At 71.4% G+C, this 25,152-nt stretch carries 23 protein-coding genes; 9 read left to right on the top strand and 14 right to left on the bottom strand.

Going from position 1 to position 25,152, the window contains the following annotated elements:
- Positions 1-169 precede the first annotated feature (169 nt).
- The 5 genes from Sru01_RS03550 to Sru01_RS03530 all read right to left on the bottom strand — a co-directional run bounded on the left by Sru01_RS03550 (position 170) and on the right by Sru01_RS03530 (position 6,536).
- The gene (locus Sru01_RS03550) at positions 170-883 is read right to left on the bottom strand and encodes a restriction endonuclease (RefSeq protein ID WP_203982381.1); all 714 of its coding nucleotides are present in this window, start codon (positions 881-883) and stop codon (positions 170-172) included.
- A gap of 208 nt (positions 884-1,091) precedes the next feature.
- The gene (locus Sru01_RS03545) at positions 1,092-2,471 is read right to left on the bottom strand and encodes a helix-turn-helix domain-containing protein (protein WP_203982380.1); all 1,380 of its coding nucleotides are present in this window, start codon (positions 2,469-2,471) and stop codon (positions 1,092-1,094) included.
- 202 nt (positions 2,472-2,673) lie between these two features.
- Positions 2,674-4,869, bottom strand: coding sequence for an AAA domain-containing protein (locus tag Sru01_RS03540; RefSeq protein WP_203982379.1), 2,196 nt, complete (start codon positions 4,867-4,869; stop codon positions 2,674-2,676).
- A 294-nt stretch (positions 4,870-5,163) separates the two neighbouring features.
- Positions 5,164-5,880 (bottom strand): DUF6082 family protein, encoded by a 717-nt coding sequence (locus Sru01_RS03535; RefSeq protein WP_203982378.1) that lies wholly within the window; start codon positions 5,878-5,880, stop codon positions 5,164-5,166.
- A 74-nt stretch (positions 5,881-5,954) separates the two neighbouring features.
- On the bottom strand, positions 5,955-6,536 hold the full coding sequence (locus tag Sru01_RS03530; protein ID WP_203982377.1) for a DUF6879 family protein: 582 nt from the start codon (positions 6,534-6,536) through the stop codon (positions 5,955-5,957).
- Between the two features lie 561 nt (positions 6,537-7,097).
- Here Sru01_RS03530 and Sru01_RS03525 point away from each other — a divergent pair.
- Positions 7,098-7,430 carry a hypothetical protein gene (locus Sru01_RS03525; RefSeq protein ID WP_203982376.1) on the top strand — a complete coding sequence of 111 codons (333 nt, stop codon included), beginning with the start codon at positions 7,098-7,100 and terminating at the stop codon, positions 7,428-7,430.
- Positions 7,423-8,091, top strand: coding sequence for a hypothetical protein (locus Sru01_RS03520; RefSeq protein ID WP_203982375.1), 669 nt, complete (start codon positions 7,423-7,425; stop codon positions 8,089-8,091). Before Sru01_RS03525 ends, Sru01_RS03520 begins: the two co-directional genes overlap by 8 nt.
- A 71-nt stretch (positions 8,092-8,162) precedes the next feature.
- Here Sru01_RS03520 and Sru01_RS03515 read toward each other — a convergent pair whose 3' ends face one another.
- Entirely contained in the window at positions 8,163-8,522 is a 360-nt protein-coding gene (locus Sru01_RS03515; protein ID WP_203982374.1) for a MerR family transcriptional regulator, read from the bottom strand.
- Positions 8,523-8,586: 64 nt separating this feature from the next.
- Here Sru01_RS03515 and Sru01_RS03510 point away from each other — a divergent pair, with 64 nt between their 5' ends.
- The 5 genes from Sru01_RS03510 to Sru01_RS03490 all read left to right on the top strand — a co-directional run bounded on the left by Sru01_RS03510 (position 8,587) and on the right by Sru01_RS03490 (position 16,917).
- Complete coding sequence (locus tag Sru01_RS03510; RefSeq protein ID WP_203982373.1) at positions 8,587-8,922, top strand: putative quinol monooxygenase; 336 nt, start codon at positions 8,587-8,589, stop codon at positions 8,920-8,922.
- 361 nt (positions 8,923-9,283) lie between these two features.
- Positions 9,284-10,819, top strand: a complete 1,536-nt coding sequence (locus Sru01_RS03505) for a glycosyl hydrolase (protein ID WP_203982372.1) — start codon at positions 9,284-9,286, stop codon at positions 10,817-10,819.
- 266 nt (positions 10,820-11,085) lie between these two features.
- Positions 11,086-11,418, top strand: coding sequence for a CU044_2847 family protein (locus Sru01_RS03500; RefSeq protein WP_203982371.1), 333 nt, complete (start codon positions 11,086-11,088; stop codon positions 11,416-11,418).
- 16 nt (positions 11,419-11,434) lie between these two features.
- Positions 11,435-15,865 (top strand): nSTAND1 domain-containing NTPase, encoded by a 4,431-nt coding sequence (locus tag Sru01_RS03495; protein ID WP_203982370.1) that lies wholly within the window; start codon positions 11,435-11,437, stop codon positions 15,863-15,865.
- Positions 15,866-16,377: 512 nt separating this feature from the next.
- On the top strand, positions 16,378-16,917 hold the full coding sequence (locus tag Sru01_RS03490) for a nitroreductase family protein (protein WP_203982369.1): 540 nt from the start codon (positions 16,378-16,380) through the stop codon (positions 16,915-16,917).
- A 111-nt stretch (positions 16,918-17,028) separates the two neighbouring features.
- On the opposite strand, the gene Sru01_RS03485 is transcribed toward Sru01_RS03490, so the two are convergent.
- Both Sru01_RS03485 and Sru01_RS03480 read right to left on the bottom strand, forming a co-directional pair.
- A complete protein-coding gene (locus tag Sru01_RS03485; RefSeq protein WP_239136852.1) occupies positions 17,029-18,381 on the bottom strand; it encodes an MBL fold metallo-hydrolase in 1,353 nt (450 codons plus the stop codon).
- A gap of 30 nt (positions 18,382-18,411) precedes the next feature.
- Entirely contained in the window at positions 18,412-18,873 is a 462-nt protein-coding gene (locus Sru01_RS03480; RefSeq protein WP_203982368.1) for a hypothetical protein, read from the bottom strand.
- A gap of 262 nt (positions 18,874-19,135) precedes the next feature.
- Between Sru01_RS03480 and Sru01_RS03475 the strand changes: the two genes are divergently transcribed.
- Positions 19,136-19,690, top strand: a complete 555-nt coding sequence (locus tag Sru01_RS03475; RefSeq protein WP_203982367.1) for a hypothetical protein — start codon at positions 19,136-19,138, stop codon at positions 19,688-19,690.
- Between the two features lie 150 nt (positions 19,691-19,840).
- On the opposite strand, the gene Sru01_RS03470 is transcribed toward Sru01_RS03475, so the two are convergent.
- The 6 genes from Sru01_RS03470 to Sru01_RS03445 all read right to left on the bottom strand — a co-directional run bounded on the left by Sru01_RS03470 (position 19,841) and on the right by Sru01_RS03445 (position 23,996).
- Entirely contained in the window at positions 19,841-20,062 is a 222-nt protein-coding gene (locus Sru01_RS03470; protein WP_203982366.1) for a helix-turn-helix domain-containing protein, read from the bottom strand.
- On the bottom strand, positions 20,062-20,559 hold the full coding sequence (locus Sru01_RS03465; protein WP_203982365.1) for a DUF2975 domain-containing protein: 498 nt from the start codon (positions 20,557-20,559) through the stop codon (positions 20,062-20,064). Before Sru01_RS03465 ends, Sru01_RS03470 begins: the two co-directional genes overlap by 1 nt.
- Positions 20,560-20,680: 121 nt before the next feature.
- Complete coding sequence (locus Sru01_RS03460) at positions 20,681-21,547, bottom strand: sulfite exporter TauE/SafE family protein (protein ID WP_203982364.1); 867 nt, start codon at positions 21,545-21,547, stop codon at positions 20,681-20,683.
- A gap of 16 nt (positions 21,548-21,563) precedes the next feature.
- Positions 21,564-22,157, bottom strand: a complete 594-nt coding sequence (locus tag Sru01_RS03455; RefSeq protein WP_203982363.1) for a rhodanese-like domain-containing protein — start codon at positions 22,155-22,157, stop codon at positions 21,564-21,566.
- A 42-nt stretch (positions 22,158-22,199) separates the two neighbouring features.
- Positions 22,200-23,534, bottom strand: a complete 1,335-nt coding sequence (locus Sru01_RS03450) for an MBL fold metallo-hydrolase (protein WP_239136850.1) — start codon at positions 23,532-23,534, stop codon at positions 22,200-22,202.
- Positions 23,535-23,726: 192 nt separating this feature from the next.
- Entirely contained in the window at positions 23,727-23,996 is a 270-nt protein-coding gene (locus tag Sru01_RS03445) for a metal-sensitive transcriptional regulator (protein ID WP_203982362.1), read from the bottom strand.
- Between the two features lie 515 nt (positions 23,997-24,511).
- Here Sru01_RS03445 and Sru01_RS03440 point away from each other — a divergent pair.
- Positions 24,512-25,126 carry a hypothetical protein gene (locus Sru01_RS03440; protein WP_203982361.1) on the top strand — a complete coding sequence of 205 codons (615 nt, stop codon included), beginning with the start codon at positions 24,512-24,514 and terminating at the stop codon, positions 25,124-25,126.
- The last annotated feature ends 26 nt before the right edge of the window (positions 25,127-25,152 follow it).

Raw genomic sequence — 25,152 nt, 5'->3', positions numbered from 1 at the left:
ACCTGGTTGCACAATTCCAATCAGATCCGACTTCCGGGAACACTTCCCCCTAATTACCCAAACCTCACATTTCTCTCGCCGTCCCTCGCGAGTTCACCCCTGAACGGCCCATGTCGCCAGGGACTTCTCGCCGATCGGTCAAATGCCCCGGCATCCCCCGTCCATATGCTCAGTCCCCCAGCACGCCTTCAAGTCCGAGTTCACCATCGGTGGCAGCGGTCGCAGGAGTTCGCCGGAGCCAGGACCCGCCCTGCGCGCCCGCGGCCGGCGCGAGGGTGAAATGACCGGCGATCCATGCGGCGAGCAGCGCGCGGTCGATCATCACCAAACCGGTGCCCGCCGCGCACTGAACGGCCGGACCGGTAAAACGCGCGGTCGTGACCAGCACTCCCCGATGACCTGGATAGGCGTGTAAGGCCCCCAGCAGGTCGCGAACCTCCGGAGCACCGACGGAATTGCTCCACCGCTTGCACTGGACGACGAACCGGTCTCCGTCATGAGACGTTCCGACGACGTCCACACCCCCATCGCCGCTACCGCCGACGCGGTGGACCCGCCGGAATCCCTCACGCAGCAGCAGCGCCTCTACCAGGGTCTCGAACTGACCGCCGGACATCCGATCGACCCGTTCGAGTCGAGCATTCTCCCTGATCCACTCTCGCCGTCTCGACTCGACGATGCGACGGCGGAGCACCAGCACTGCGGTCACGCCGGCGACGAGCACGATCGCGACCCCGATCGCCAGTAACCGGTGGGCGGCGATGACCTCGACAAGCCACCGGACGACCAGGACAGCGAACACCAGGATCGCCACCCAGAGTAACCAGGCGTCGTTGCCCTTCTTGCCCTTGCCTCGCCGCCGTGCCGGGGTACGTCGTGCCATGACAGACCTCCAGGAGAGGGGAAGTAATCCCACTCTCCCAGTGGAGACCGACATTTTCGCCGACGGGCTGTGAACAGCTCAGGGGAACGACATCGCTGCCACCGATAACTCTTATTTCAGCATGCCTCAAACAAGGAGTCGGCCGCCCGCACACTGCGGATCCAAGGGAGAGAACAAACAGCCGATCTGAGCACCACCCCTACAAGAATCAGGCGACCAGCTCGGCGCGGAGATGCTCGCGGAACTCGCGGACGGCGACGGTGCCGGCGTACGGGGTGAGGTTCTCGTCGAACTTCTTGACGAAGTCGACCGTGCGCGGTGAGGCGAGCGCCTTGGCCGCCGGAATCGCCGGACGCGCCACCTCCAGCGCCTGCTCCACCTCGCCGAGCTTCAGATACGAGTTGGCGGCGAGCGTGCGGTTGATCTGCGCCGAGCGGGACAGTCCTCGGTCCTGGAAGGCGGCCACCGCGGCTTCAGCGTGCTCCAGGGCCCGCTCGTACTTGCCGAGGAGGCGCCAGCAGTTGCCGGATTCGGCGGCCAACTGAACCTCGTCGTAGCGACCGACCCAGGCCGGATCGGCGTCTGTCACGCCCTGCTGGTATGCCGTCTCGGCCTCGCCCAGCAGGCGCTCTATCTGATGAGCAGCGTGCCGATCCCTGGACTCCGCGGGGTGGGCCTGCTGGGCGGTCGCCCAAGCCTCCCTGACCAGCAGCAAGGCCATCACCCGTGGCGGGGCGTCCGCGCGGCGCGCGGTGGCGGTCGCACCACGGGCGAGCCACAAACCCCAGGTCGGCTGGTCGAGATGGATGGCTTGCAGGGTCAGGGCGGCAAGCGCCCACACTCCCGTCAGAGAGTCGTTTCCGGCCTTCGCGAACTTGAGTACTTGGCCGAAATGTTGCTGTGCCGCGCCGTGCTGGTTGAGGTCGAAGGCCGTCCAGCCCGCCATCCAGCTCATGCCGGCCGCCGCGCTCATCAGTTCGGCGCCGACCTGGTCGTCGTAGCGGCCGTGCAGCAGCGGGGTGACGTTGGTCTTGAGGTAGCGGAGCACCACCGGGCGGACCAGGCCCGCGCCGAACTGGTGGTCCAACTGGCCGAACGCCTGCCGGGCCTCGTTGATCCGCCGGACGTCCGCCAGGCCGACCGCGCGCCCGGACCCGCCCTGCGCGGTGGAGGCGGCGGGCGCGTCGTACGTCCAGGACGTCAGCCACTCCCCCAGCGCGGCCGGGACGAACGGCAGGGTGGCCAGCAGGTGCCGGCGGGACGGATCCATCTCGTACCTCCACAGCAGCTCGGCCGATTTCACGGTAGCCGCCGGCGAACCGCCGCCACAGTCGACCGGCGGCCAGGAAGGTGTCTCCGGGAAGGTCCACCCGTCTACCCACCGTTCCACCTCGGCGGGCTCGACCCGGAACACCGCCGCCAGTCTGGCCCGATGCCGCGCGCGCAGCCCCTGCTCGCCGCGCTCCCACCGCGCCCAGGTCGTCGGCGACACGCCGACCGCCTCGGCCGCGGCCTCCTGGCTCAGCCCGCGCCGCCGCCGCTCCCGGACCAGCTCCGGCCGTCCCCGCTCCCGCTTCGGAACACCCACCGAAACCCCCTGCGCAATCGATCGAACACTCGATGTGACGACGATTACACTCACCGCAGTCGCCCGCCAAGCGGTTCCGGCCAAACGACCAGAGATCGACCATCCCGCCTACCGGCCGGCGGTCTGACACCCGGCCGCAGCTCACCGACGGGCACGGCGTATCTCCTACCCCCGCCCGCTGTACGGTTCGGCGCTCACCTTCTCATCGGCGGGCCGCGCTCACCGTTCGGCGACCGCCGGTGGCCCGGGGCGGCCGGTCGCAGGCCGGGCAGGCGTATCGGATGTCGGTGCCGCCGCGCGGGCCGGCTTCGTAGCGGATCAGCATGCGGCGGCACCGCCCGCAGTCGTCGCCGAGCTGCCCGGTACCCGGCGCGCCGCCCGGCCGGCGCCGCTGCGCGCGGCGGACGGCGCCGGCCAAGGCCGCGTGCTCGGTCCGCAGCACCAGGCCTGGTGCGGTGCCGAGCAACGCGGCCGACGCGGACCAGACGGCGTCGCCGATCACCGCGCCGGACTCGTGGATCGGGGTGAGCGGCCGGACGTTGATCCCCTCCCGCCGTGCCCGCAGCGCCTCCGCCGGGAGGTAGCCGTCGGGCTCCGGCTCCACCCACAGCGTCACCGCCTCGGTCTCCGCGTCCTTGCCCCGGATGGACCGCAGTGCGGGCAGCAGCGGAGCGAGGTGGCGCAGAGGTGCCCGCGGCAGCCACATCTCCACCGTCTCGGCTCGCGCCAGGTCCTGCCGGAGCCGCTCGACGAGCCCGCCGCCGACCAGCTCGGTGGGGCCGGCCGCCAAGGTGAGCAGCTTCTCCCACGGCAGATGCTCGGCCCGGTCGAGCAGGTGGGCGAAGAACGTCCACACCGCGTCCCGCGTCATCTTCGTCCGGTGCAGGACGTCGAGAGAACCGATGACCACGAGATTGTCCCGGGCTCGGCTCGCCGCCACGTTGAGCAGCCTCGCCCCCTCGCTCCCGGCGCCCCCCTGCGCGAACCACGGGTGCAACGGGGTCACGCCGTGGGCACTGTCGACGGTGTCGTACACCACGATGTCCCGCTCACCTCCCTGGAAGCGGTGGACCGTGGAGGCCGCCCGCCCGCCCGCCGGCTCCTCGGGCAGCAGGGATTCCAGCAGCCGCGCCTGCGGCGCGAAGGGGGTGATCAGTCCGAGGTCGTGCAGCTCATCGGACGCGCCGCCGACCATGGCCGCGATCAGCTGGGCGTGCGCGAGGTTGTACCGGGAGAGCATGCCCTGCCTGCGCGCCGTGCGCGCGTGCAGGCCGGAGGTGTCGACGACGACCAGATCGCCGGTCGCCCATGGCGCCCGACTGCGCACCCTTCTGGCCGGGACGGCGGGTGCCGTGACCAGCGGACCCTCCGGATAGAAGGCGGTGCTGACGACGTGCCCGATGGGCGGGCGCATCCGGTACTGCTCGGTGAGCGCGGCCAGGCGGGCGGGCGGACGCCCACCGGCCACCGCCGCCGCGATGCCCGCCTTCTCGAACGGGCTGCGCTTCAGCCATTCCTGGGCTTCGGGGGTGGCCGCGACGACGGTCGCCTCCCGGCAGACCTGGCGCCGCACCTTGAGTAACGCCCTGTCGAGTGCACGCTGCAGGTCCTGCGACTCGGCGATGGCCGTCTCCAGCGTCAACCGGGCCGCCTCCTGCGCCGGGGTCAGTTCCTTGGCCGATCTCTTCAGTCTGGTGAGATCCCGGCGGTTCTCCCGTAGCGCGTGGCCCACCTCCACCCGGCGCCGGGCGATCGGCTCGCCCCGCGCCGCGGCGATCTCGTCGACCAGCACGCGCCCGCCGGCGCGGTCGACCAGCGAGAGGTCCGCCGGCTGTCCGAGCCGTACGACCTGCCCCTCGTCCACATCCGGCAAACGGTCGAGCACGGCGGCGACCGCCACGTCCAGTGCCGCGTTGGTCGGGGCGGCCAGCAGGACACGCTTGCCCCGCCGTCGCAGTTCGGCGACCAGCGCGGAGATCGTGGTCGTCTTTCCGGTGCCCGGCGGGCCCCACAGCCAGGTGAGTCCTGGCGTCAAAGCCAGCGCGACGGCGTCCCGCTGTCCGGCGTTGAGTCCTCGGGGCGCGGTCGAGAACGGTCCGAGCCGGGTAGCCGGGGCATCCGGCCCGGCCGGTGTCACCACCGCCACGGCCGCGCCGGCGTCGAACCCCGGGCCACCCGACGCGAGGTCACGCAGTTTGCGGTACTGCGCGATGAGGAGCCACGACAGGTCCACCCGCAGGGTCGCCTCCGTCGCGGCCGGCGCGTCCGGGGGGACCGAGAGGGTGACGACGCTCCCGAACATCGACACCACCTCGACTTCGAAAGGCGCACCTTTCACCACCAGGGTGGCCGGTGTCCCCTCGGCGACGCCCAGTTCCCCTTGCACCTCGAATCGCATGATCCGCAGGCGGCCGGCGCGACCCGCCTCGGTCCCGAGAGTCAAGGGGACGTCGGTCTGCGTCCGGCGTTTGGAGACCGCGTCCAGTTCGTCGCGCAGCGCACGGGACGCGCCCTCCGCGACCCGCGACCACCCGCCCGGTACCGGGCCGGGAGGCGGCGGCCGCTCGTCGGCGGGGATACCCAGCCGGGCGGCCAGCCGGTTCGCCTCGGCCTCGGCAGCCGTCCCACCCGGCTGTGACCGGGCCTCCGGCCGTCCCGCCGGCTCAGGGCTCGACGTCTCCCCGCCCGCCGCTCATCGACCGTGACGGAATGACCGCCTGCGCAGTTTCGATCGAAGGTGAACCCGGCAACGGTGGAGGAGGTTCCGCTTGGCAGGTGGAGCCGCGGCGGCGAAGGCGCGGTCGACTTCGGTGGTGAAGAAGTCCTCGGCCTCGTCGCCACCGGTGATCGCGACACGGGCCATCCGGGCCTTCGCCCAGAAGCCGTACATGTCGCGACTCGCCATCAAATGCTGAAGCGCGCCCCGCAGTTCGGCCAGTTCGATGGTGTGCGTCTCGTAGGCGACCTTCTGGAGATTCAGGATCAGGTTGCAGTAGTGGTCCCGCTTGGTGACGGTGACGCCGGCCGCTATCTCCGGCCACACCTGACGCAGTTCCGGATCTTCGATCGCCATCCTGATGAGATCGGTGTGCAACTCCCGTAGCGCGATCTCGCTGCTGCGCATCTGCTCTTCGCGGGCGATGGCCAGTTCCTCCCGCTGGTTGCGCAGTTCGCGGCCCTGCAGGAAGAGCGTCAGCGCGATTGCGACGAACGCGACGCCCGAGTAGAAGACGCCTACCGGAGCGACCGCCTGGCCGATCTCCGACCAGCGATGCAGCCGCGTGTCATCCGCCTCCGACAGCAGGACCACCGGTACGACGACACCGAGCGCCACCATGGCGACGCCGGTCAGCAGGGCGAGGTTGACGAGCAGCACATGCAGCCAGCGGCGGCGGATCCGGAAGAACATCTCCTGTGGTCACCTGACCGTCGAACGTCACGGCGCGAATGAATGACACCGTCCATGAGGACGCCCTCGTGGCGTCAGGTCACCGCCATGAACTCCGCCAGCGGCACCGCCGTCCGCCGCAGTTCGACCGCCCTGTCTTCCAGAGCCTGAAGCACCGCGGGATCGTCGATCAACCAACCCCCCGCCTGCCGCCCGGTGTCTCCATAATCGTGGATCAGCGCGGTCCGCCGGTCGAAGAGCAGAAAATCGAAGAATTCGTCGTTGGGCAGGGAGGAGGTCATGGCACAACGTACGATCTCGATGATCTCGCCGAGCTTCGCCCGGATGCGGTAGGCCAGGAGTTCGTAATCCAGATAGGGGGTGAGCGGCTCCTGCACCAGGCGTATCCGGCAGTACTCCAACCCCCGGATTCGCACATCTTCGTACAGCGGCCGGTCGGCTTCCGCCTCTTGCTCCAGCAGCTCCAGAGCGCGCTCGACGTCCCCCCGCCGATACGCCTCCTGGGACCTGGTGCCGTCGAGCTCCTGGTAGGTCTGCCAGCACTCGACCTTGAGGAAGCGCCGCCCGATCCGCGACCAGGCCGCCGCGAACTCCTGGCCGAACTCGTCGAGAGTCAGCGGCCGGCCGGTGCGTATCGCCCATTGAGGTGGAGTCATTAGCTATCCGGAATGTCATTCTTCGCCGATATTAGCGTAGCCCGGGAGATCCGTACGATCCGTTCATCGGCCGCGCATCTCGCATCGCTCAACGGACGTGTGCCGATCTGCGCGGTTATATCGGTGCCGATGACGGCGAAGCTCCCGTCGTCCAGCTCAAGGATATCCGGTGAGCCGCTCACCGAAGTGGTGTCGCCACGGTCCGCCGGAGTGATTCCAAGGCGCCTGACAGCTCTCATGGTTTCCTCGCATACGACCGGCCAGCTTAAAATCCTCGTATCACACCATATCCGCCTGAGGGAGACCAGCATATTAAGTCAGCGTCCATCACTACCATTACCGACAAACCGATAATCGCCGGCCACTTATGCGCCGCTCTTTCGCCTCGACCGGCGGGAAGGCGATCACGAGACTTGGCCCTTCAGTCCGGCATGACTCGCTCTCAGGGGCCCACTGGAGCCCGCGGTCCCACCGGAGTGCCGGCTCGTACATGGCGCGCGAACGGCAGCCGGCATCAACTCGAATCAGCACGAAGGCTCGATTTCACGGCATCATGCTGTTATGGCGACGTTCAACCAGAACAATCAGAAGGTGTACGGCAACCAGTACATGGGTGACACGGTCAACGTCACGCACGGCGAGCGCAGCCCCATCGATGCGCGGACCGTGGCGCGGGAGTTCGACCGGGCACTGACCGCGGTGCGGGATCTGCAGGTCTCCGCCGCCACCCGCGAGCAGGTGACCGCCGAGCTGGTCACGGCACGCGGAGAGCTGGAGGCCGGGGACACCGGCGCCGCGCGGGGACGCCTGGCCGCGCTCTTAGCCATGGGCGGCACGGTCGCGGAGATCGTGAACCACCTCGCCGGTGCGGTGCAGGTGTTCCTCGGTGACTGATCGGCACGGCCGCGGCGGCAAGGGCTCCGGAGGCGACCGGCGGCGGGGGTCGACCTTCGACCAGCAGGGTCAGCGGGTCAACGGCCCGCAATACAACGCCGACCAGATCAACATCGGCGGATCCATCTCGCCCGACGACATCGCCGAAGGCCTGCGGCGCGACCGGGAGCGCACCCGGAGCGAACGGCAGAGCGAGGCCCGGTTCCAGCAGGAACTCGCCGCCGCACGGCAGCGCGACGAGAGCCGGCGCCGGCGGGAAGAGAGCGACCTGAAGGAGTTCGGTTACCGGTACTACACGCGCGACAGGAACGAGTGGTTGCAGAGCCTGTCCCCGCGGGAAAGGTGGGACGAGCGACGGCGCCAGAGCGACCGGACCAAGTACGGGACGATGCCGGGGCGTCACCATCAGCGGATCCTGCGCGCCGGAAATCTTCCGCCTGATACGAGCCCCGCCGATTCCCGGTACCTGCGGGCGAAACGGGAGATCGAGCATGCGCATGGAAGACGCGAGCGGTACTACATCATCGCCGCCATCGCCATCATGCTGACGCTGGGGCTGATCGCCGTAACGGATGGCGCCGGCTGGCTGGTCGGCCTCTGGGGTGTCGCACTGCTCATCGGCCTGGCGCGCGCCTATGCCAGGCGGAAGGCTTCACCGTAACCGGATGGCGTCCGGTCGGTCACCAGGCGGTACCCGCATGCTCGCCGGGAGCGACGCGCGCGACGGCCAGGTCAGGCGGGGGCGAGGTCGCGGGTCGTCGCTTCGAGAATGTCGCCCAGCGCCGTGCGGGCCCGGGTGAGATCGGCTATGCGGGTGTCCAACTCGGCGTACTGCGCTCTGAGATGATCCAGAACGCACGCGTGGAGCCGGGTGCCGTCGCCGACGAAGCAGGGCATCAGCTCGCGAATGACCTTGGTGGGCAGGCCGGCGGCGAGCAGCGTGCGGATGCGCTCGACGGTGGCCGGCGCCTCGGCGCCGTAATGGCGGTGGCCGCCTTCGCTGCGGTGCGAGGTGAGCAGGCCTTGCTCCTCGTAATAGCGCAGGAGCCGCACGGTCACCCCGGTATGCCGGGACAGCTCGCCGATCTTCATGTGATGGACCTCACAGCGCGACGACTTGAATCTGCCATCAATGTCAGATTTTACCCTGACGCACATGACAACGACAACGACGGCCCCCGCGCCGGTCTCGCTCTACGGATTCCTGACCCCCAAGCCCGGACACGCCGACGAGCTCAGAAAGCTCCTGATGGACCTCGTCGAACCCTCGCGAGGACGTGAGGGCAACCTCCAGTACCACCTCCACGAGCAGGACGACGGCCGGTTCTTCCTCTACGAGATCTGGCGTTCACCGGAGGACCTCGACCGGCACCACGCGACGTCCGAGTTGCGCGCCTTCATGGCGGCGCTCCCTCAGCACGTCGAAGGAGGGCCTGAGGTGTACTCCGGCGCGATGAGAAGTCCTTATCCGGCCGGCGTGACAGCGTCCTGAACACGCAGCGGCGAGACGGACCGGGCGCATGATCGGTCTCTCCTGCCGGCCCGTCCCCGGCCGGTGAAACTTGCACGGGGCCCGACCAGGCTCCCGCACCTAGACGGCCCCGCGCCGGATCGGGCCGGCGCTCGAACGCCCTGATCACGGCGGTGCGGGACGTGGCGACGTGCGGCGATCCGGCCGACCACCGAGGCCGGCCGCCGGATCACGGTGATGTCCGGATCATGGTTCGTTGACACCGCCGGAGACGGATGGTTAGCGTCGCGACGCGATCGACGGGCGCCGGAGAGCCGGGCCGGGCCGGTGCCCGTCCGGGCCGCCGGGCCGCACACCGCGGGCGGAGAGCGAGGCGCGAGCCATGAGGATCGGACGGTGGGCGGCGGCCGGCGGCGCGGTGACCGCGCTGTGCCTGGTACTGGCCCTGACGACGGCCCAGGCCGGTGGGGCGGCCACGACGGCGGCCGCGGTGTGCGCCAGGCCGCCGGTGACGGCGAACCCGAGGGCGAGCGCCGAGGCGGTGGCCGTGCACCGGTACCTGTACTCGCTGACCTGCGGCACGGCACCGGTGGACGGGGTGATCTCCGGGCAGAACATCGGGCACGGCTCGGAGGCCGCCGACACCTCGGGGCTGCTCGGCTACCAGCGGCTGATCGGCGGCCCGGCGGAGCAGACCGGCCGATATCTCGGCATCGCCGGGCTGGACTACGAGCACGATCGGCTGTTCACCCCCGAGCAGCTGGCGGTCGCCGACGACGTGCTCATCGGGCATGCCCGGCGGGGTGGCCTGGTCACCATCAACTTCTCGCCGCAGAGCCCCTGGCTGAACGACGAGTCCGACATCGCCGGCAACCCCGGGGTGTGGACGAACACCCGGACCGACAACGGCCAGCTGGACGGCGTCGTGCTGAGCGACATCCTGGACCCGTCGACGGCGGCCGGGAAGGTGTGGCAGCGCAAGCTCGCCCGGATCGCCGACGCGCTGACCCGGCTGCGCGACGCCGGCGTCGTGGTGCTGTGGCGGCCGTTGCAGGAGATGAACGGCTTCTGGTTCTGGTGGGGGACGACCCTGCAGAAGACCGACGCCTCGGTCTACGTCCAGCTGTGGCGGCAGATGTACCAGTACTTCACCCAGGAGCGGCGGCTGGACAATCTGCTGTGGGTGTACTCGCCGTCGGCGTACCCGCCCGATCCCGCCCAGCAGGTCGCGCAGAACATCCGGTCGGCCGCGTGGGCCTACCCGGGGGACGCCTACGTGGACGTCGTCGCCGGCACCTCCTACGACGACGGCCTGCTCATCCCGAACCACGCCGACCACCTGCTGCTGCCGGAGGTCATCGGGATGGCCGAGTACGGGCCCGGCCTGACCGGGTCGCCCGAGCCGGTCGGCGATCTCGACAACCGGCGGTACGCGAGCCGGCTGCGCCAGGACTACCCGGCCGTCGCCTACTGGGTCTCCTGGCACGACTACTACGCGTCGGCGACCGACATCGTGCACCTGTCGCTGGCCGGCAACCAGAACGTCCCGGGCCTGCTCGCCGACCCCTACGTGATCAACGCCGACCGGATCGCCGTCCACCCCGCCCCGTCCGCGTGTTCGGCCACCTACCGGCAGACCGGCGCCTGGCCCGGGCGGTTCCAGGGCGAGGTCACGGTGCGCAACACCGGGACGGCGCCGACCAAGGGCTGGACGGTGACCTGGACGTTCCCGGGCGGCGCACGGATCGGCCAGGTGTGGAACGGCGACGGCGGCGCCTCCAGCGGGTCCCGCGCGGTGGTCAAGAACGCCTCCTACAACGGCGCGCTGCGCGCCGGTGCCACCACCACCTTCGGCTTCATCGCGACCGGCAGCGCCGCGGCCAACACCCCGTCCGGCCTGACCTGCACCCCCCGGTGACCCGAACACTGGCCCGGCCTCGCCGGGCACCTGCCCCCGGCGAAGACGGCGAGCCGGCTCCGCCCCCGGCCACCAGCCGGGCCGTCGGACCGCCGTGTCCGCCTTGACTTCAGGTCACATCATTCCGAACGGATCGGCCGTCCTTTATTTTCAACCGTCGAATTCACCGCGCTCCGCGACCGAATCGAAATGCGGCGAGAGTGTCGCATTAGACGGACGGTAATTAAGATCTCGAACATCCACCCATGATCACGGGGGCGTGACCGGTGCGAAGTCTTGCTCGAATCCCGCTGGACGACGGCGGCTCGATACTGTTCGAAGCGGCTCCGACGATCGACGGTCCGGTGCAGGCGGGCCGGATCAACGAGGTGATCCGCGACCTGCCGTCGAGCCTGCGGTCCACCCTCGGGCCGGTCCGGGAGACCGCCCGAGCGGTGATGGAGCAACTCCGGCAGGCGGGACCGCACCAGGTGGTGGTGGAGTTCGGTGTCGATCTGGCCACCGAGGCCGGTGTCGTCATCACCAAGAGTGAGGCGAGCTGCCATCTGACGATCACCCTTACCTGGACCAGCGACGCGGGCACTTCGGACGCGCCCTGACGACGGCGAGGTTCTGATGCCGCCCTCCGCTCCCCCGGCTCCGGACGAGGGCCCCGGCCGGCCGATCCCCGCCGCGGTCGCCCAAGTGCTCGACGATGACGGCAGGGTGGCCGGCGCCGCGTTCCTGATCAGCGGCGATCGGGCGGTCACCTGCGCGCACGTGGTGCGGGCCGCGGGCCGCGGACCCGGCGATCGATTACGCCTGGCGTTCCCGCACCTGGACGGCGCGCCCACCGTCGAGGGCGAGGTGCTCGCCGGACCGTGGCGCCCCGCCGAGGCGGAGGACATCGCCGTCGTGCAGCTGGCCGCACCTCCCGCGGGCGCCCGGCCGCTCGCCCTGGACGCCGCGGCCGGTTCGCGGGGACACCGGGTCAGCGCCTTCGGTTTCCCCGCGCAGGCCCCGCCGGGCGGGCATTTCGGGTACGGGATCGCCGGCGACCTGCTGCCCGGTTCGGCAGGGAACGGACCGGTACTGCAGCTGACCGGCGCGAACGATCTGACGACCGGATTCAGCGGCGGCCCGCTGCTGGACGAGGTGACCGGGCGGGTGATCGGAATGGTCACCGCCATCGCCGCCCCAGACGCCCACCTCAAAGGTCTGGGGATCGCCTACGCCACTCCGACCGAGACGCTTCGGGCGGCATGGCCGGAGCTCAGCATCCAGGAGGTGTCCCCCTACCGCCTGCTCGAACCGTTCACCGCCGAGCATGCCCGCTGGTTCCACGGCCGCGACAGTGCCGTCGAGCGGGTGGTGGACGCCCTGCGTGCCCAGCCGGTGCTGCTGCTGCTCGGCCCTTCAGGGGCGGGCAAGTCGTCCCTGGTCCAAGCGGGGGTCCTGTCGGCGCTGGCCGGCGGGGCGCTGCCGGACAGTGACCGGTGGCTGCCCGTCGTCGCCCGGCCGGGGCGTGATCTGCCGGCCGAACTGGAGCGGGCCGGCCTTCCCGGCGTCGCCGCGGACGGCATCGTGGCGGCGGCCGAGCGCCGGCTCGCGGCCGAGCCCACCCGCCGCCGCCTCCTCCTGGTCATCGACCAGTTCGAGGAACTGCTCACCCAGGAACCGGACGGCGAGCGGCCCACCGCTGCCGATCAGGCGATCCAGGCGCGGCTGCTGGAGGCGATCGGCACCGGCGCCCCGCTCGGCGTGATCCTGATCATGCGCGACGACTTCTACCCGCGGCTGGCGGCGCTGTTCCCCGAGCTGCTGGACGCGGCGATCCCCGGCCTGGTGAACATACCCGCCACGCTGAGCGTCGACGACCTGCATGCCATCGTCACCCGCCCGGCGGAGACCGCGGGCGCCCGGTTCGAGGAAGGGCTCGCCGATCGGATCATCACCGACATCCTCGCGGCCGACCCGATGGGCTCCACGACCCGGCAGGCGCCGGTCACGCTCCTCCCGGCGCTCGAGCTGACCCTGAGCCGGCTCTGGGAGCGCCGCCGGGACGGATATCTCACCCATGACGCCTACCAGCGGCTGGGCAAGGTCACCGGCAGCCTGACCACCTGGTGCGACAGCGTGTTCGACCGGCTCGACGCGGGCGACCGGGTCACGGCCAGGCGCGTCCTCACCGCGCTGGTGCGTCCCATGGACGAGACCCGCCAGGTGCCGGCCGCCCGCCAGCAGGTGCCGGTGGCGGCGCTGCGCGAGCTGGCCACCGACCCCCGGCAGGACGGCTCAGCCGATCACCAGGCCGCCGGCCGCGTGCTCGAACACCTGACCCGGTCGCGGATCATCATCGGACGCGGGCTCTCCGAGCCGGACGGCGGCTTCGGCGAGCCGGTGGCCGAACTGGTCCACGAAGCCCTCATCCGGGACTGGGCGCGATTAAGGGAATGGATCGCGCAGGACCACCGGTTCCAGGACTGGCTGCGCCGTGCGGAGGAGAGACGCACGCACTGGCTGGAGAGCGGGAACCCCGGCGACCTCCTCCGCGGAACCGATCTGGCCGACGGCCTGCGATTCGCCGAGCAGCGCAGCCTGCCCAGCCCGATCTCCGCCTTCCTCGCCGCGAGCCGGCAACGGCAGCGCGCCGCGGCACGGCGCCGCAAGCGGATCCGCGCCGCCTTCGCCGGCTTCCTCGCGCTGCTGCTCGCCGCCACGGGCATCACCATCTGGCAGCAGCGGGTGGCGGCCGAACGCCAGGCCCTCATCGCGTCTCGGGAAGCGGCCGCGGTGGCCGACACGACCCGGCCCGGAGATCCCGCCACGGCCCTGCAACTGAGTCTCGCCGCCTACCGGATCGCACCGACGCCGCAGGCCCGTATCAGCCTCCTCGCCTCACTCGGCACCCCCTACCCCACCGTGCTGCGCCTGGCCGGTAAGGAGGCGCCCGGCCTGGTGGTGCGCAGCGTGGTCTTCGCACCCGGCGGCGGGACCCTCGCCACCTCCGGCAACGACGCCGCGATCCGGCTGTGGAACGTCAGCGACCCCAGGCACCCCACCCGCCGGACCATGGTGCGGGTCGACAGCCCTTCGGCCGTGGCGTTCAGCCCTGACGGACGGTTGCTGGCCGCGCAGACCGTCGGCGCCTTCTGGCTCTGGGACGTGACCGACCCGGGTCGTCCGGTGCTGAAGGCCAAGGTCGGCAGTCCCGGATTCCCCACCATCGCGTTCGCTCCGGACGGCACGAAGGTGGCCACCGCCGGCGAGGCGGGCACCCTGCGCGTCTGGGACGTGCGGGATCCGGCCCGTCCGGCGCCGAGGCTCGTCCACGTCGAGTCCGCGACCGTGAGCACCGGACTCGCGTTCAGCCCGGACGGGACCACGCTCGCGGCGACCGGCCGGACGGCGGCCGACGATGGCGGTAAGGGCCAGGTATGGCTGTGGGACCTGAAGGATCCACGCAAGCCCATGGTGTCGCTCGACGTCCACTCCGCGCAGGGTGTGGCGTTCAGCCCGCGCGGGGACCTGCTGGCCGCCGGTGGCGCCCAGGGCGCGCTGGCCGTCTGGAATGTCGGTGATCCTCGCCATCCGACCACGGTCGACAGCCCGGCTATCACCAACAAAGGTGACATCATGGCGATCGCGTTCGCTGCGGACGGCGGGAGTTTCGTCGCCGCGGACCGGACCGGTGCCGTCCAGCGCTGGACGGCCGAGCGTTACTCCGGTGATCTCACGCTGGAAAGAACGTCCGACCTTCCCAATGGCTTTCCCGTCTCCTCGGTCGGACTCAGTCCGGACGGACGGTTCATCGCCGGTGGTGATGAGTCGGGGACGGTCCGGTTCTGGAACACGGTGGGAGCTTCGATCCCCGGTCGACCAGGGACGCTCGTCGGTGTCGACACTTCGGCTTTCAGTCCCGACGGCGGGCTCATCGCCGTGAGCCGATCCCACGCGCAGGGCTCGGGCCTGGTTCAGATATGGGATCTGCGCGATGTCCATCGGCCCGTGCTCGCCGGCGCTCTGCCGCGACCCTGGACGCAGGGCCGGTTCCTGCGCCGAGGCCGGACGCTGCTCACCCGTACCGACGACCGATCGAGGCTCGCACTCTGGGACGTCACCGACCCGCGCCGCCCCCGGATGAAGTCGAGTGTCAGCACCGGAGGATGGGGCATCGGAATCGCCGACATCAACGTCACACCGGACGAACGCACACTCCTGTTCACCGACCTGGACCGGAGAACCGTGTCGATCTTCGATATCACCGATGCCGGCCACCCCGTCAGGCGCGCCGAGATCCCCTTCCGCACCCCGGCCGCCCACTCCACGCCGTACCTTTCCGCGCTCGTCAGTGACTCCGTGCTGCTCACCCAGGACGACGACGGAATGCATCTGTGGGACATCCGTGACCTCGGCCGGCCGAAACGGCTCGGCGATCTGGCCGGCCGGGACGGCGGAGCCCACCTGCGCATCGCCGAGTTGGTCGAGGAGAAGCGCCGGCTCTTCCTGTGGAGCAAGGATCGGGGAGCACTCGTTTGGAGCCTCGACGACCCGCGACGTCCGGTGACACCGGACAACGCGGCGGCCATGAACGGTGGCGACGCGGACTCGCTCGACGACAGCACCCTGGCCGTCCTGCGAGAGAATGATCAGAGCGTCACCTTGTGGGACGTGGGCGGTCGCGACGAGCCGCGTCCGTTCCGGGCGCTGCCCGCCCCCGGCGCGACGTCCGTCACCGCCGGGGATGCCGGGCGAATGCTGGCGCTGACCTCCGATGCCTCCCGGCCGAGAAAGGTCCAGCTCTGGGACCTCAGCGAGCGCGATCAGCCGCTCGACCTCGGCCCCCTCGCCCTGGACGCGATCGTCGCCGAGTTCGGTCCGGACGGCCGCACCCTGGCGCTCCTGCGGAACGAGTTCTCCAGCCGGCCGGAGGTACTGCTGATGGCGTTGCGGCCGGACGAGGTGTACCGGCACTTGTGCTCCGTTGTCCAATGGACCATCACCCCGGAGCGGTGGGACACCCTGATGCGCTCGAACCACCCCTACACCCGGCCGTGTGACGAGTAGTCCGGCCGGCGGAGGCGGCTCCGCCGAACCGTTGGAGCCGGCGGTGAAGGCGTCCAACTCCAGGAGTTCGTAGCCGGCGGTGGCCGCCGGGGCGAGGTCGCGGACCACGCAGCGTACGGCGTCGACGCCGATCCGGGCGAGCTGGGTGACCGGCGGCTTTGCCACGACCTGCCGTCATGTTAACGATATGCCGGAGACGATGACCGCACGCGGCGCAAGCGAATGATGACCCTAGGTCATCAGATTAAACCGTCCAGGAACGGACCAGGGGTGCCAGGAGACGTGGAGCCGTTCCCTTCCGGGTGCGGAATCCCTGCAGTTCCGGTGGGCTGCCGTGCAGCTGGGAGCCCGGTCGGGCTTGGCGAGCATCTCGTCGCCGGCGCGGGTCGCCCGGATCCGCGCCGGACCGCCCGCCGCCGACCTCCCCGTACGGCCCCGGAGAGATCGGCTCGCGCGGATCGGGCGGCCGCCGGCCAAGGAATAGGCACACCGCGACGAGGGTTTCCGACGACGTGAACTCGGCGGACCTCCTCCTGCCCCTGCTGCGCCGGCGGTGGAGCCCGCGCGAGTTCGACGCCGAGCACGTGATCGACGGTTCGCAGGTGGAGGCCCTGCTCGACGCCGCGCGGTGGGCACCGTCCGCGGGCAATTCTCAGCCATGGGCCTTCCACCCGGTGCTCCGGCACGCGCCCGGCTGGCAGGAGATCATCGACTGCCTCGCCGGGAGCTCGCGGCCCTGGGCCCGCCAGGCGGGTCTGCTGGTCGTGAACATCTGCCACCTCCGCGTAGCGGGCACCGACTGGGAGTTCAGCGAGTTCTCGGCCTACGACCTGGGGCAGTCGGTCGCGCACATGACCATCCAGGCGCATTCGATGGGTCTGGCCTGCCGCCAGTTCCGCGCCTTCGACATCGACGCGCTCGCGACGCTGCTCCACGTCCCCGACCACTGGCAGGTCATGACGATGACCGCGATCGGCCGGGTGCGGCCGACCGCGCAACCTGGCCCGCGGGCCGGCGCCCGCGCGGCGAGCATCCGCTGGCCGCGCGAATAGCGCACCGTTGTCCAGGGCCCGAGAACCGGTCGCGGATCATCGTCGGACGCGGGCCTGCCGGGCCGGACGGCGGTCTCGGCGAGCCGGTGGCCGGACTGATCCACGTGACTCTCAGCCGCGACCGGGCCCGGCCGAGGAGCGTAGTGCGGCGACCAGGTCGGGGATGCCGGCGCCGTCCAGGACGGCGGGGGTGTATCCGTGGTCGGCCAGGATGGTGGCGGCGATGGCGGCCCGGCGGCCGGAGCCGCAGGCGACCAGTACCGGGCGGCCGGGGTCGAGTTCGGCGGGGACACCCTCGGTGACCAGGTCGGGCAGGAAGCGTTCGACGGCGCCGGGCAGCCGGGCGTCCTTGAGCTCGCTCGGCATCCGGACGTCCAGCACCTGGGCGCCGGGCCGGGCGGCCCGGGCGGTGAAGGCGTCCAGGTCCAGGAGCTCGTAGCCGGCGGTGGCGGCCGGGCCGAGGTCGCGGACCACGCCGAGCACGGTGTCGACCCCGATCCGGGCGAGCTGGACGACCGGCTCGGTGACGTCCTGACCGGGTTCGGCCACCAGCACGATCGGCGCCTGATACGGCAGCAGCCAGCCGGCCCAGCTGCCGAAGTCGTCGCCGTCCTCGATGCCGGTCGAGCCGGGCAGGAAGCCGTCCGCCTGGGCCTTGCGCGGCCGGCTGTCGACCACGCGGGCGTCCGCCGGGGCGGCGTCCAGGGTCAGTTCGGGCGGGGTGGTAGGGGGCATCGGCGGCACGCCGATCGTGTTGGCCGGTTGCATGTGCTGGTAGAAGGCCGGGATCGGCATCGGGTCGGCCAGCAGTTCCGCGGCAGCCTGGCCGGCGTCCTGGACTGCGAGCAGCGGGTTGGACCGGAGCTCGTCGCCGATGGTGGAGGTGTGCCGGTCCACCTCGCCGGCCGCGCAGAACGACCCGGCGCCGTGCGTCGGGTACAGCCCGACCTGTGGCGGCAGGGCGGCCAGCCGGCGCAGCGAGCCGTATTGCAGCCGGGCCAGCGCCGGTGCCCGCTCCGGGCCGAGCAGGTCGGTGCGGCCGGCCGAGGCCACCAGCAGGCTGCCACCGGAGAACACCGCGACCGGCTCGTCCTCCACCAGCACCAGGTAGCTGGTGTGCTCGGGGGTGTGCCCGGGCGTGTGCAGCGGCCGCAGGATCAGGCCGTTCCCGCCGTCGATGTCCTCCAGGTGGAAGGCGGGGGTGTGCCGGTAGGCGGGGGCGGCGGCGGCCGGCATGACCAGCTCGGCCCCGGTACGGCGGGCCGCCTGCTCGGCGCCGGACAGGTAGTCGTTGTGCAGGTGGGTCTCCAGCACGAACCGCAGCTCCACGTCCCGCTCGGCCGCGGCCCGCAGGAACCGGTCGATGTCGCGCTGCGGGTCCACGAGCACTCCCCGCCCCTGGTGGACGAGCAGGTAGCTCTGGTCGCCGGGGCCGGGCGTACGGAAGGACACGATCTCCACCACGGTCACTCCCCTGCCCGGTCCCCCGGTCGTCTAACGAGAGCCGTCGGACGGGGGCGGCGGGTCGGGGTGGGCGAGGCCGCGCAGGACGTCCTCCAGGGTCGGGCGCAGCACCAGCGAGGCGTCGCCGGGGCCGAAGCGGACGCTGTCGGTCATCTCCAGGGTGTCGTGGTCGGTCTGCGGGTCGAAGCACACCATGCGGTGCTCCCCGGCCAGCCGCAGCACCACGCGGCAGGCCTCGGCGGCGCGCGGGAACACCGCGTCCATCAGCACGAAGTCGTCGCCCACGGTCAGCGGGGTGGCCCACGGGGAGGCCGCGTAGTTCTCCGCGGTGAGGTCGGGCAGCTCGCGGGTCAGGTCCGCGTAGAAGGCGGTGACCGGCGCGGACGGTTCGGTGGCCTCCGGGACGGCGTCGCACCAGGCCAGATACCGCCGTAACGCCTCCTCGGCGGTGATCGGCGGGTCGGCGTACCAGACCCCGATCTCGAAGCTCATCGCGACCTCACCTCCCGTCCGGCGCCCGCGACATCGGGACCTCGCCTTCGGCCCGGCGCCCGCGACACCGGTGATCAGGCGCATCAGGATATGCGCTCCGGCCCCGGGGTGCCGCCCGCGCCCGGCGCCGGGCGGCGAAACTTTCATCCGCCGGCCGCGGCCAACTGCGCGGCCAGGGGTCCCGCGCGGCGAATGCTGGCTCATCCAGCACTTTCCTCGCACATTTGGGGAGCCGCCCCGAAGCGAGGAGGAAGAGCAGCACATGAGAAGGCACGAGACGACATCCCGGTTTCGCCCGTTCACCCGCCGATTAGCGGTCCTGCTGATCACGATCGCGGCCGGGCTCGGGCTCGGCCCGGTGGCCGCGCACGCCGACACCTGGCGCACCGCGACCGGTTCCGGATGGGGGTCTACCCCGGACACCGCCTCGGCCGCCGCGCAGAGCAGCGCGCGTGCCGAGCTGACCCGCCAGGCCGCCGCGCTGGGTGAGGTCTGCACCGGCGTGACCTCGTCGGCGACCCTGTCGTACACGGTGCCCAGCGGCGGCGGCTACGTGTACAGCGGCACCGCGACCGGGTCGTGCGCGCCGGCGCCGCCGTCTCCCTACACCGTGCCGCGCGGCGCGACGGCGCGCGGCGAGGGCCGTACCTACTCGCTGGCCCGGGACAACGGCGCCGCCCGGGCGCGGGCCGACATCCTGGTGGCCGGCGGCGACTGCACCGGCTACCAGGTCACCAACATGGCCCAGGTGTACACCGCCCCCGACGGCAGCTGGTACATCTACGACGTCACCGTCTCCGCCACCTGCGTCCGCTAGTCCGCATCGCACCCGGCCGCCTCGGCATCGCGCCGCGGCGGTCACCCGGAGCGCCGCCGGCGGCACCTCGCCGGCGGCGTCCGGTCTCTCGATCACCACCTGCCGGGTGGGCCGGTACCGTCCGGAAACGATCACGCCGCGGAGGGCCGGTCACCGGCCGGCGTGACCGTCGGTTTCCCAGCGCAGCAGGTCGCCCGGCTGGCAGTCCAGCGCCTCGCAGAGCGCGGCCAGGGTGGTGAAGCGCACCGCCTTGGCGCGGCCGTTCTTCAGCACCGCCAAGTTGGCGGGGGTGATGCCGACCCGGTCGGCGAGCTCGCCGACCGACATCTTCCGCTTGGCCAGCATCACGTCGATGTCGACGGCGATCGGCATCAGATGACCTCCTCCAGCTCGGCCCGCATCCGCGCCGCCTCGACGTCGCGGTCGACGGCCTGGGCGAGCAGCATCCGCAGCACCAGCACGACGAGCGCCACCCCGAGCGCGGCCAGGCCGGCCCCGCCGATCAGCAGCACCATGCCCGGCGGGACGGGGTCGCCCGGCGCCAGCAGCGCCCCGAAGGCGAAGAACAGCAGCGCGGCGGCCACGACGGCGCCGATCACGATGTGCACGTACCGGAAGGCGTCCGGCGAGAACACCGTGCCGCGGCGGACCATCGTCACCAGCCGCCAGACGCAGACCAGCACGACCTCGACCGTCACCATGCCGAGGACGATGATCACCAGGATCGGGACGCGCAGGTACATGTACCGCGGGTCCAGCTCCGCCAGGTCGGACGCCAGCAGCGGCACCATCACCGCCTGGACGAACACCGAACCGGCCAGCAGGGCCACCAGCACGACGCGCAGCGCCAGCACCATCAGCCTTCCCATCGCCCCTCCTTCGATTGAAACACGATGGGAATCTATCGAATTACGATAAGTCCATCAAGAGGGACCCGCCCGACCTCCGCAGCCGAGAGATTCGACACGCCGACGGACGCGAAGGGCCCGCTCAGCCGGTCCGCCGATCCGCCATGAATCGGAGCGGGCACCGCCGGGCGAGCAGGCAGGTGACCGCCGCCGCGACCGCCAGTGCGAGGGCGGCGGCGACCGACCTCGGGCCGAGCAATCCGGGCGGCACCTGCTGGACCAGCACGAACCCGCCCATCACCAGCACGAACCAGCCGAAGGCCCCGCGCAGCCGCTCCGGGCGGACACGAACGGCGAGCCGGCCGCCGACCAGACCGCCGGCGACCGCGGCGGCGGCGACGGGCAGCGCGACCGACCAGTCCAGCTGGACGGCCGCCAGGTAGCCGGCCAGCCCGGCGAACGACTTCATCGCGATGACCACCAGGGAGGTCGCGACCGCGGTGCCCATCGACAGGCCGCCGAGCAGCACCAGCGCGGGCACGACCAGGAAGCCGCCGCCGGCTCCGACCAGCCCGGTGACCAGTCCGACGCCGACTCCTTCCGCGACGATGTGCCAGACCGGCGCGTCCGCGTGCGGCGCCGACGGGCCGGGGGCGTGCGCTGAGCGGATCATCGCGATGCCGGTGGCCAGCATCATCAGCGCGAACCCGGCCAGCAGCAGGGCCGGCGGAAGATGCGGCCCGAGCAGGCCGCCGCCATAGGCGCCGGCCATCCCGGCCAGACCGAAGAGCAGGCCGACCTTCCACCGGATCCGGCCCGCGCGGGCGTGGCCGGCGGCGCTCGCCACGCTGGTCACGCCGACGACGAACAGGGACATCGCGATGGCGGCCCGGGCGGGGACGCCGGCCAGGTAGACGAGCAACGGTACGGTCAGGATCGAGCCGCCGCCGCCGAACAGGCCCAGGGTGAGGCCGACCAGGACGGCGCCGGCCAGGGTCAGGACGGTCATGGCTCCTCCCGGGCGGTCAGGCCGCCCCGCCGCCGAGGGCGGCCAGGGCGGTGTCGACGTCGGCGCCGGCGCCGCGGTTGTAGGGCAGCCGGGCGAGCAGCGAGCCCATGGCACAGGTGTCGGTCAGCGCGGCGCCGACCAGGCCCGCACCGACGAAGGCGCCGGCGGAACGGGCGGCCGGCAGCCACCGGCCGGTGACGATCGACGCCAGCACGACGCCGCCGGCGACCAGCCGGACCTGGCGTTCCATGTCCCACTTCCGCCTGCCGCGCAGCACCGGAGCGCCGGTTGCCGTCCAGGCGTTCATGCCGCCCTCGAGCACGACCGCGCCGGGTGGCCCCGCCTCCGACAGCCCCGCCTCCGACAGCCTTCGGTGCGCCCGGGTCGCCCGGTTGCCCGTCTGGCAGACCAGCAGCAGCGGGCCGCCGATGCCGGCGACGATGCGACTCGCGTGCGCGTCGAGCTGGTCGACCGGCAGGTTGATCGCTCCGCCGATGTGCGCGGTCTCGAATTCCGCGGGAGTACGGACGTCGACGACTCGCACATCCAGGTTCTGGGCGATCAGGGCACGTGCGGTGGCGGGGTCGATGGTGAAGGAATCGGGCTGCATGGCTCTTCTCCGGGTCGGTTGTCGAGGTCTGGACAGGGCCGGTCAGCGTCCGGACCGGGTGCTGACCAGGTCCGGGATGCCGGCGCCGTCCAGGACGGCGGGGGTGTATCCGTGGTCGGCCAGGATGGTGGCGGCGATGGCGGCGCGACGGCCGGAGCCGCAGGCGACCAGTACCGGGCGGCCGGGGTCGAGTTCGGCGGGGACGCCTTCGGTGAGCAGGTCGGGCAGGAAGCGTTCGGCGGCGCCGGGCAGCCGGGCGTCCTTGAGCTCGCTCGGCATCCGGACGTCCAGCACCTGGGCGCCGGGGCGGGCGGCCCGGGCGGCGAAGGCGTCCAGGTCCAGCAGTTCGAAGGTGGCGGTGGCCGCCGGGCCGAGGTCGCGGACCACGCCGCGCACGCTGTCGACGCCGATCCGGGCGAGCTGGGTGACCGGCTCGGCCACCTCCTGGTCCGGACCGGCGACCAGCACGATCGGCGCCTGGTAGGGCACCAGCCACCCCGCCCAGCTACCGAAGTCGTCGCCGTCCTCGATGCCGACCGAACCGGGCAGGAACCCCGCCGCCTGCACCGTGCGCGGCCGGACGTCGACCACGTGCGCCTCCGGCGGCACCGCGTCCAAGCTCAGCTCCGGCGGGGTGACGGCGGGCATCGGCGGCACACCGAACGTGTTCGCCGGTCCCATGTGCCGGTAGAAGGCCGGGATCGGCATCGGGTCGGCCAGCAGCTCGCCGGCCAGCCGGTCGGCGTCCTCGATCGCCAGCAGCGGGTTGGACCGCAGTTCCCGGCCGATGGTCGAGGTATGCCGATCCGCCTGGCTCACCGTGCAGAACGATCCTTCGCCGTGCGTCGGGTACAGCCCGACCTGCGGCGGCAGGGCGGCCAGCCGGCGCAGCGAGCCGTAGTGCAGCCGGGCCAGCGCCGGTGCCCGCTCCGGGCCGAGCAGATCCGGACGCCCCGCCGAGGCCACCAGCAGGCTGCCGCCGGAGAACACCGCGACCGGCTCGTCCTCCACCAGCACCAGGTAGCTGGTGTGCTCGGGGGTGTGACCGGGCGTGTGCAGCGGCCGCAGCGTCAGGCCGTCGCCGCCGTCGATGTCCTCCAGGTGGAAGGCGGGCGTGTGCCGGTAGGCGGGCGCGGCGGCGGCCGGCATGACCAGCTCGGCCCCGGTGCGCCGGGCCGCCTGCTCGGCGCCGGACACATAGTCGTTGTGCAGGTGGGTCTCCAGCACGAACCGCAGCTCCACATCCCGCTCGGCCGCAGCCCGCAGGAACCGGTCGATGTCGCGCTGCGGATCGACCAGCACACCACGCCCCTGGTGGACCAGCAGGTAGCTCTGGTCACCGAGACCGGGCGTGCGAAACCCCAGAATCTCCATCATGATCACCTCTCTTGATACCCCCGGGGGTATCAATCGGACACAGTCGTCTCATCCACCGCAGGCGAGATAGCGCTTATACCCCCCGGGGTATAGGCGGGACATGGCTGACTCATCTGCCACGGGCCACTCGATCGAGCCCCTTACCTGCGGGGATCTACCGCCTGCGGCCCGGAAGGTCGCGCGAGGACCCGATCACGCCAGCGCGAGGAAGAGCTTCTCCAGCTCGGCCACGCTCATCGGCGCCTCCTCGCCGCGCTCCTGCGCGGCCTGGCAGTACTTCAGGCCGCTCGCCACCAGCTTGAACCCGGCGCGGTCGATCGCCTTGGAGACCGCCGCGAGCTGGGTCAGCACCTTGGCGCAGTCTTCGCCCGCCTCCATCATCGCGATCACTCCGGCGAGCTGGCCATGTGCCCGCCGCAGACGGGTCGCCGCGTCGCCGACCAGGGCCTCGTTCATTCGCATGCCCCTGTATACCCCCGGGGGTACCATGAGCGCAAACGCCGGCGACCGATCCCAGGAACCGGCGCACCCCTCGGCCCGATGGCGAGCGTGCCCCTGGACACCGTTACGACGACTCGCCGATGACCGGCATCCCCGGGCCGGCACCCGCGTCCGCATCCGCCCCCTGGTGGCGGAGATCCTCCCCGACCGGCGCGGTCACCTCCGACCGCCCGCGCGCCACCCGGGCCGGCCCGGCGCGGCCCGGTCCGCCCCTGGTGAAACGGCGAAAGCAGGGGCGGGGCCCGAAAACGGTACGCCATGTATCTGAACCTTTCAGATACATGGCGCCGATTCACGCCGCTGACCTCCCCACGACACGCTTCCGGTCATCCGGCGGTTGACCCCGCCACCATCGCGGCCATCCTGGGCGTGGGCGATCGTCCCACCGCCCGTTCCCCGCGTGTCTTCCGCGTGCCGCAGGTCCGAGACGGCACCACGGCCGACGCGCACCACGATTCCGCGTTACGAGGAGAGACATGCGACACGAACCTGACACCCGGCGATTACCCCGCCGATCCCTGCTGGCCGGCGCGGCCGTGCTCGGCCTGTCGGCGGCGACGGCCGAAGCCGCGCTGTCGCCCGCCCCGGCGGCCGCGGAGAACCGCTACTCGCTGAACGGCTGGCGGTTCTGCGTGAACTGCTTCGGGCTGTTCCTGGTCGACTACACCGTCGAGCGCAGTTACTGCCCGCGCACCCGCGGCGCGCACCAGGCCATGGGCTGGATATTCCAGCTGACGTACAACGTGAGCGACCCCGGCATCGGCGAGGGCTCGAAGGTCCAGTCCAACTGGCGGCACTGCTACCGGTGCGCGGGACTCTACTGGGCGCTCACCGACGCACCGAGATGCCCCGCGGGCGGCGCGCACGCCTACATCCGCCCGAGCAGCGGCGGTCCGCGGCAGTTCCTGCTCACGCACGACGTGGGTGAGCCGGCCGGGACCCAGCATCAGTGGCGGTACTGCTTCAAGTGCTCGGTGCTGTTCTACAACGGCTATGCCTACCGGAACGAGTACGGGTTGTGCCCCTACGACTTCGTCTGGGGCCACACCGCCGCGGGATTCGACTTCGCGCTCCCGGTCTCCGCCTACTGAGCGCACGGCCGGCATCATGGCCCGCG

It is taken from the genome of Sphaerisporangium rufum (assembly GCF_016863395.1).
Taxonomy (GTDB): Bacteria; Actinomycetota; Actinomycetes; order Streptosporangiales; family Streptosporangiaceae; genus Sphaerisporangium; species Sphaerisporangium rufum.
This window is presented reverse-complemented; position numbering and strand designations above follow the sequence as displayed.

Coding starts and splice junctions, on each gene's coding strand:
- Sru01_RS03550 (WP_203982381.1), bottom strand. CDS start 883: ATGGCACGACGTACCCCGGCACGGCGGCGAGGCAAGGGCAAGAAGGGC.
- Sru01_RS03540 (WP_203982379.1), bottom strand. CDS start 4,869: ATGCGATTCGAGGTGCAAGGGGAACTGGGCGTCGCCGAGGGGACACCG.
- Sru01_RS03535 (WP_203982378.1), bottom strand. CDS start 5,880: ATGTTCTTCCGGATCCGCCGCCGCTGGCTGCATGTGCTGCTCGTCAAC.
- Sru01_RS03530 (WP_203982377.1), bottom strand. CDS start 6,536: ATGACTCCACCTCAATGGGCGATACGCACCGGCCGGCCGCTGACTCTC.
- Sru01_RS03525 (WP_203982376.1), top strand. CDS start 7,098: ATGGCGACGTTCAACCAGAACAATCAGAAGGTGTACGGCAACCAGTAC.
- Sru01_RS03515 (WP_203982374.1), bottom strand. CDS start 8,522: ATGAAGATCGGCGAGCTGTCCCGGCATACCGGGGTGACCGTGCGGCTC.
- Sru01_RS03510 (WP_203982373.1), top strand. CDS start 8,587: ATGACAACGACAACGACGGCCCCCGCGCCGGTCTCGCTCTACGGATTC.
- Sru01_RS03505 (WP_203982372.1), top strand. CDS start 9,284: ATGAGGATCGGACGGTGGGCGGCGGCCGGCGGCGCGGTGACCGCGCTG.
- Sru01_RS03495 (WP_203982370.1), top strand. CDS start 11,435: ATGCCGCCCTCCGCTCCCCCGGCTCCGGACGAGGGCCCCGGCCGGCCG.
- Sru01_RS03480 (WP_203982368.1), bottom strand. CDS start 18,873: ATGAGCTTCGAGATCGGGGTCTGGTACGCCGACCCGCCGATCACCGCC.
- Sru01_RS03475 (WP_203982367.1), top strand. CDS start 19,136: ATGAGAAGGCACGAGACGACATCCCGGTTTCGCCCGTTCACCCGCCGA.
- Sru01_RS03470 (WP_203982366.1), bottom strand. CDS start 20,062: ATGCCGATCGCCGTCGACATCGACGTGATGCTGGCCAAGCGGAAGATG.
- Sru01_RS03465 (WP_203982365.1), bottom strand. CDS start 20,559: ATGGGAAGGCTGATGGTGCTGGCGCTGCGCGTCGTGCTGGTGGCCCTG.
- Sru01_RS03460 (WP_203982364.1), bottom strand. CDS start 21,547: ATGACCGTCCTGACCCTGGCCGGCGCCGTCCTGGTCGGCCTCACCCTG.
- Sru01_RS03455 (WP_203982363.1), bottom strand. CDS start 22,157: ATGCAGCCCGATTCCTTCACCATCGACCCCGCCACCGCACGTGCCCTG.
- Sru01_RS03450 (WP_239136850.1), bottom strand. CDS start 23,534: ATGATGGAGATTCTGGGGTTTCGCACGCCCGGTCTCGGTGACCAGAGC.
- Sru01_RS03445 (WP_203982362.1), bottom strand. CDS start 23,996: ATGCGAATGAACGAGGCCCTGGTCGGCGACGCGGCGACCCGTCTGCGG.
- Sru01_RS03440 (WP_203982361.1), top strand. CDS start 24,512: ATGCGACACGAACCTGACACCCGGCGATTACCCCGCCGATCCCTGCTG.